At 58.1% G+C, this 5,587-nt stretch carries 6 protein-coding genes; 2 read left to right on the top strand and 4 right to left on the bottom strand.

The window, feature by feature from the left end; genetic code table 11:
* Both SMC7_RS07240 and pyk read right to left on the bottom strand, forming a co-directional pair.
* Window positions 1-587: MFS transporter (locus SMC7_RS07240; RefSeq protein ID WP_119089681.1), on the bottom strand; the 587-nt coding region annotated here is incomplete at its 3' end.
* A gap of 99 nt (window positions 588-686) precedes the next feature.
* Entirely contained in the window at window positions 687-2,120 is a 1,434-nt protein-coding gene (gene pyk / locus SMC7_RS07235) for a pyruvate kinase (protein ID WP_207798759.1), read from the bottom strand.
* 319 nt (window positions 2,121-2,439) lie between these two features.
* Between pyk and SMC7_RS07650 the strand changes: the two genes are divergently transcribed.
* A complete protein-coding gene (locus SMC7_RS07650) occupies window positions 2,440-2,655 on the top strand; it encodes a YHS domain-containing protein (RefSeq protein ID WP_119089680.1) in 216 nt (71 codons plus the stop codon).
* A gap of 149 nt (window positions 2,656-2,804) precedes the next feature.
* On the top strand, window positions 2,805-4,985 hold the full coding sequence (locus tag SMC7_RS07225) for a copper-translocating P-type ATPase (RefSeq protein ID WP_165845222.1): 2,181 nt from the start codon (window positions 2,805-2,807) through the stop codon (window positions 4,983-4,985).
* 9 nt (window positions 4,986-4,994) lie between these two features.
* On the opposite strand, the gene SMC7_RS07220 is transcribed toward SMC7_RS07225, so the two are convergent.
* Window positions 4,995-5,360: a DUF488 domain-containing protein gene (locus SMC7_RS07220; protein WP_207798758.1), complete on the bottom strand. Its 366-nt coding sequence runs from the start codon at window positions 5,358-5,360 to the stop codon at window positions 4,995-4,997.
* Between the two features lie 36 nt (window positions 5,361-5,396).
* On the bottom strand, window positions 5,397-5,587 hold a 191-nt coding region (locus tag SMC7_RS07410), incomplete at its 5' end, for a hypothetical protein (RefSeq protein ID WP_165845221.1).

Here is a 5,587-nt window from a genome sequence, read left to right as displayed (position 1 = left end):
ATCGACAGAAACATGATAACTGCGGCTATCAGAACTGATGCTCCTGCAATCGCAAAACCCAGCGGCCTATTGGTCGTCGAGATCTTGCCGATAACGAAGTACACCAGCAGGGAGCCGAATCCTCCCATGAAATTGATGACGCCGTTGGCTGGTGAGCGCTCTTCCGATGGAACGAGGTCCGGCATCAGGGCGATGATGGGTGAACGTGAAATCCCCAAGGAGATGTTCATGAAGAACAGAACAAGAACGAACACAACAAGAGATGTTGCGCTTGAGCCAAACCAGAGTGGAATCCAGGGAACCAGCGCAAACAGGACAGCCCCGACGGGCAATGTTGAAATGATAAACGGCATACGGCGTCCAATACGTGTCCATACATGGTCTGACCAGAAACCTACGAGCGGGATGAGTGTTATCGCCAGAATGTTGTCGACATTCATCACCCATCCTGACGCTGTATAGGATAAATTGTAGAAACTCTTCAACATGATAGGAATATCTGAGTTGTAGAGCGACCAGAGGATCGAAATACCGAAGAACCCGAATCCAAGCAGGAAGATCTTGAAATAGGATACCTTTCTTTTCACGCCTGTTCCCCCTTGTCATGGCATACCCCGGAACTCCGGGGTACTATGCCAAGCTCATTCTATGCGTACCGGTCGATTTGCAATGCTCAGGGAGCGAGCCTAGTCCAGATCCTCGACCTTGATGAGATTGGTACTGCCGGCGACTCCTGCATGCGAGCCTGCCGTAATAATGATCTTGTCGCCTCGTCGTGCCAGATGAGACATGCGCGCCATTGCGACTGCGGTGCGAAGGATGTCGTCGACACTCTCGAACTGCTTGACGACCATCGGGATGATGCCGAAGTACAGTGCAAGGCGGCGCTGGACCAGGTCGCTTGGCGTGAGTGCAAGGATGGGGGTGTAGGGGCGGTAGCGCGAGATCAGGATCGATGTCCTGCCCGACTCTGTCGCGCAGACAATGAGCTTGGCTCCAACAGTCTGAGCCGTGCGGACAGCGGCGTGAGCGATCGCATCCGATGTGTCCGAGGCAGACGCGGCATCGCGGGCCTCCATAGTGGTCCAGTACATCTTGCTTCGTTCGGTCGCCTCGATCACGCGCCCCATCATCTCGACCGTCTCCACGGGAAACTTGCCGACTGCCGTCTCGTTGCTGAGCATGACAGCGTCTGTGCCGTCGAAGATGGCGTTGGCTACATCTGTCACTTCTGCCCGCGTTGGAGACGGGTTTTCGACCATGGAGTTGAGCATCTGAGTCGCCGTGATGACTGGCTTGCCCATCCGATTGCACAAGGCAATGATTGTCTTCTGGATGATGGGGATTTCCTCGATAGGCATCTCGACACCGAGGTCTCCCCGGGCGACCATGATGCCGTTTGCGACGGCAAGGATACTCTCGATGTTCTGGACTGCCTGCCACTTTTCCACCTTCACGATGATCGGTACATGCGCGCCGTATGTCTCCATGAGTGTACGGAGCTCGCGGACATCGTCTGGCGTGCGTACGAACGAGAGCGCTACATAGTCGACGCCCGCTCGCAGGCCAGTGACAAGATCATGCCTGTCCTTTTCCGTGATTGACGGGACATGGAGGTCCGACTGGGGGAAGTTGACCCCCTTGTGGTCTGAAAGGACTCCTCCCTTGAGGACATCCGTCACAATGGTTTCACCCCGGATTTCACGTGCCTTGAGACGAATCAGGCCGTCGTTGATGAAGATGAGCTCCCCGGGCCGAACCTCGGTGGTAAGAGGAGGGCAGTCCACACTGGCTTGTTCGGCGTTTCCGTCCACCGTATGGGTCGTAAGACAGAAGGTGCCTCCGGTTGCGATCTCACATGATCCCTGACTGAACATTCCCAGACGGATCTTCGGTCCCTGCAAGTCCTGGAGGATGGCGAGTGGCAGGTCGAGTTCGCCACGAACCTTCTTCACGGCAGCAATCACGGCAAGGCGTTCTTCTTCCGTGCCGTGCGAGAAATTGATCCGAAAGATATCCACCCCGCGTTCGGCGAGGGCCCGGATCATCTCCTCGGAATTCGTCGCTGGTCCAAGTGTGGCGACAACCTTGGTACGTTTCACGTTCATGTTTTCAGGCATCGATTCCTCCACCGTCAGGGCACAGACTGTCTATCTCCAATACATGATACTCCAACGTCGTCCGGCACAAATGAAAATGGGCCCCACACGTCTGTTCTGGGCCCGGATCTGGCGCGCCACAACATTTTGACAGCAATGCTCTACCGCGATATGATGAAGATGTTTCTATAAAGGTGTGACCGGAAAGAGTGCGAGGTGGAACAGGCTGGTGTTCCTGTGTCTTGGTGCATGTGGGTAATGCGCTGCAGGTATCCTGCGGTGTGGTGTGGTGCTGTTCTCATCGATGTGAGAAGTGGGTCCGTCAATCAAGGAGACTCCGATGGCCAAGACTTGTTTCAACCAATGGGATCCAGTTTGTGGTATGTTGCTCAACAATTGTGAGGCCGAATACACTGAGGAGTTCGAAGGCAAGACCTACGGCTTCTGCAGCCAGTGGTGCAAGGACTCGTTCCACGGGAATCCCCAAAGATACATTGAAATGCCCGCGTCGCACAAAGGAACGCCGGCGCCTAAGGATGTTCCCGAGAAGCACTAGCAAAGCTTTCTCCACCATCCGAAACGGCTGAGCGACCCGGGGAAATCCAAATCGCTCTTTCTATTTGCATCTATCTCCTTTCGGGCGCGTTGAGTATGTGCGCTTTCACGTAGACTGGACTTAGTTCGCCAGACTACCGGAGGCCATACATGGAAGACCATGAGCACATACATCACGATATGACCAACGACACGCACGCCGCACACCAGGAAGGGCATGACCACACCATGCATGCAGAGATGGAGCATGCTGGGCACGACATGCCGGGTGGCCACGCCGGTCATGACGAACACCAGGGACACGACCACCACGCTCACATGATTCGTGACTTCCAAACCCGATTCCTCGTCTGCCTTGTCCTGACCGTCCCGGTCCTACTCCTTTCGGAGCCTGTGCAGTTGCTGCTGCACCTGGGCACGAAGCTGCAATTTACCGGCTCGACGTGGGCCCTGTTCGTGTTGTCAGCGTTCATATACGTATACGGTGGCATGCCTTTCCTGAAAGGACTGTTCGAAGAGCTCAAGGCGAAGACCCCGGGCATGATGACACTTATTGCGATGGCAATCACGGTGGCCTTTGTGTACAGCGCTGCGGTCTCGCTGGGGCTTCAGGGCATGGACTTCTACTGGGAGCTTGCGACGCTGATCGACATCATGCTTCTTGGTCACTGGCTGGAGATGAAGTCCGTGATGGGTGCCTCCCGTGCGCTGGAGAGCCTGGCGCGACTCATGCCCTCTGAAGCACACGTCATTATGCCCGATGGCACCGTGATGGACCATCCAGTTGCTCACCTCGCGACCGGGGACCGAGTACTGGTCAAGCCTGGTGAGAAGGTCCCGGTCGACGGGCGCGTCGAGGGCGGAGCATCGAGCGTGAACGAAGCCATGCTGACCGGGGAGTCGCGCCCAGTAGACAAGAAGCCGGGCGACGCCGTTATCGGCGGTGCGATCAACGGCGAAGGTGCCCTGACGGTCGTCATCGAGAAGGTTGGGAGTGACACCTACCTGGCACAGGTCGTCGACCTGGTCCGCCGCGCTCAGGAATCACGGTCCAAAACACAGGTGCTTGCCGACCGGGCAGCGCTCTGGCTGACCATCATTGCTCTCAGCGCGGGTACGCTGACACTGGTCGTCTGGCTGTTTCTCGGCAGGGGGCTTGCCTTCGCGCTGGAACGTATGGTTACGGTCATGGTGACGACATGTCCGCATGCTCTTGGTCTTGCCATTCCACTGGTCGTCTCCGTGTCAACTGCTCTGTTGGCACAGAACGGCCTGCTGCTCCGCAACAGGACTGCCTTTGAGCAGGCCCGCAATCTGCAGGCCGTCGTATTCGACAAGACAGGGACACTTACCACGGGGTTGTTCGGCGTCACCGACATCGTTCCCCTGAACGAGGCGAGCACGTCGGACGAGATACTGAGACTGGCCGGCGCCGTCGAGGCTCAGTCCGAGCATCCCGTCGCACTCGGCATCGTGCGCAGTGCACAGGAGCGCTCCCTCGCCTTGCCCCAGATCAGCGAGTTCCTGGCGCTCCCCGGGGTCGGCGCACAGGCAACAGTGGACGGTCACAAGGTCATGGTTGTTCGGCCCAGCTACGTCATCGATCACGAGTTGGCTGTTTCCTCGACTCAGGTCGACGTGCTGACCTCGCAGGCGAAGACGGTCGTCTACGTCCTGGTCGACGGTGCTGTTCAGGGAGCTATCGCGCTGGCCGATACCATACGGCCCGAGTCTCGCGACGCCGTCGCGGCTCTGCGCCAGATGGGCATCAAGAGCATCATGCTGACCGGTGACTCCCGCGCTGCTGCCGAATGGGTGGCAAAGGACCTGGGACTCGATGACTTCTTTGCCGAAGTGCTTCCGCACGAGAAGGCAGCCAAGATCCAGGAAGTGCAGAAGAGAGGCTTGACGGTTGCCATGGTCGGTGATGGCGTGAATGACGCCCCGGCTCTTGCGCAGGCCGATGTCGGGATTGCGATTGGCGCCGGCACGGATGTTGCCATCGAGACGGCGGATGTCATCTTGGTCCGTGATGATCCCCGCGACGTTGTCGCAGTCGTACAGCTCTCACGTGCCACCTATCGCAAGATGCTGCAGAATCTCGCCTGGGCGACGGGCTACAACGTTATCGCCATTCCACTGGCGGCAGGCGTGCTCGCCGGGGCCGGCTTCGTCATGAGCCCAGCCATCGGCGCGGTCCTCATGTCCCTGTCGACTATCATTGTCGCCATCAACGCTCGCCTGCTCAAAGCGCCAGGGGGCGTAGATTCGGCTCCAGCAGCAATCGAGCCAGGAGCCGACGAGTCGAAGGGTGGGTTGTTCGGCGAATAGACGGAAACGCTACCTTGCTTTGAGCTGGCCCTTGAGGTAGTTCAGCAGGACGAGCGCACTGTTGTGTTCGGTATCCTTAGCTGCGTACAGCAGCGTGAGTGGACCACGGCGAGCTATCTCCAGCAGTGACTCGACCAGGTCGGGTTGCGTGTCGAGCTGGGTGATGTACCGCGTCATGAACTCCGGCCACTTTACGACGTCGTGCGCATACCATGTGCGCAATTCTGCTGTCGGTGCAATCTCACGCAGCCACGAGTCGGCGTGCAACCGCTCACGGGTGAAGCCACGAGGCCACAGGCGTTCTACCAGGACGCGCGTCCCGTCGTCGGAGCTGTATTCTTCGTATACGCGCTTCGCTCGAATCAGTTCGGGCATAAGTTCCTCCTGTCGCCGCGAATGTGACCAGAGCTGCTAGTTGAACGAGACGATGATGGCGAGGACTCCTGCAGCAAACGCCAGCAGGCTGAGCACCCACCAGATCGTGCCGGCACGACTCATGCGGCTTCGGACCTGCTGTTCACTCTTCCACGTCAGGACGCTGTATTCCTTGTCCTGGCCGGCGCGCGCGACCCAGAACCCGTTGACGGCCTCGACAGGGCCGA

Source organism: Candidatus Cryosericum terrychapinii (assembly GCF_003570925.1).
In the GTDB taxonomy this organism is placed as follows: Bacteria; Caldisericota; Caldisericia; order Cryosericales; family Cryosericaceae; genus Cryosericum; species Cryosericum terrychapinii.
The sequence above is the reverse complement of the archived record's forward strand: the minus strand, read 5'-3'. Positions and strand labels throughout refer to the sequence as shown.

Excerpts from the sequence above, each read along its gene's own strand:
- pyk (WP_207798759.1), bottom strand. The coding sequence starts at position 2,120 with ATGCCTGAAAACATGAACGTGAAACGTACCAAGGTTGTCGCCACACTT.
- SMC7_RS07650 (WP_119089680.1), top strand. The coding sequence starts at position 2,440 with ATGGCCAAGACTTGTTTCAACCAATGGGATCCAGTTTGTGGTATGTTG.
- SMC7_RS07225 (WP_165845222.1), top strand. The coding sequence starts at position 2,805 with ATGGAAGACCATGAGCACATACATCACGATATGACCAACGACACGCAC.
- SMC7_RS07220 (WP_207798758.1), bottom strand. The coding sequence starts at position 5,360 with ATGCCCGAACTGATTCGAGCGAAGCGCGTATACGAAGAATACAGCTCC.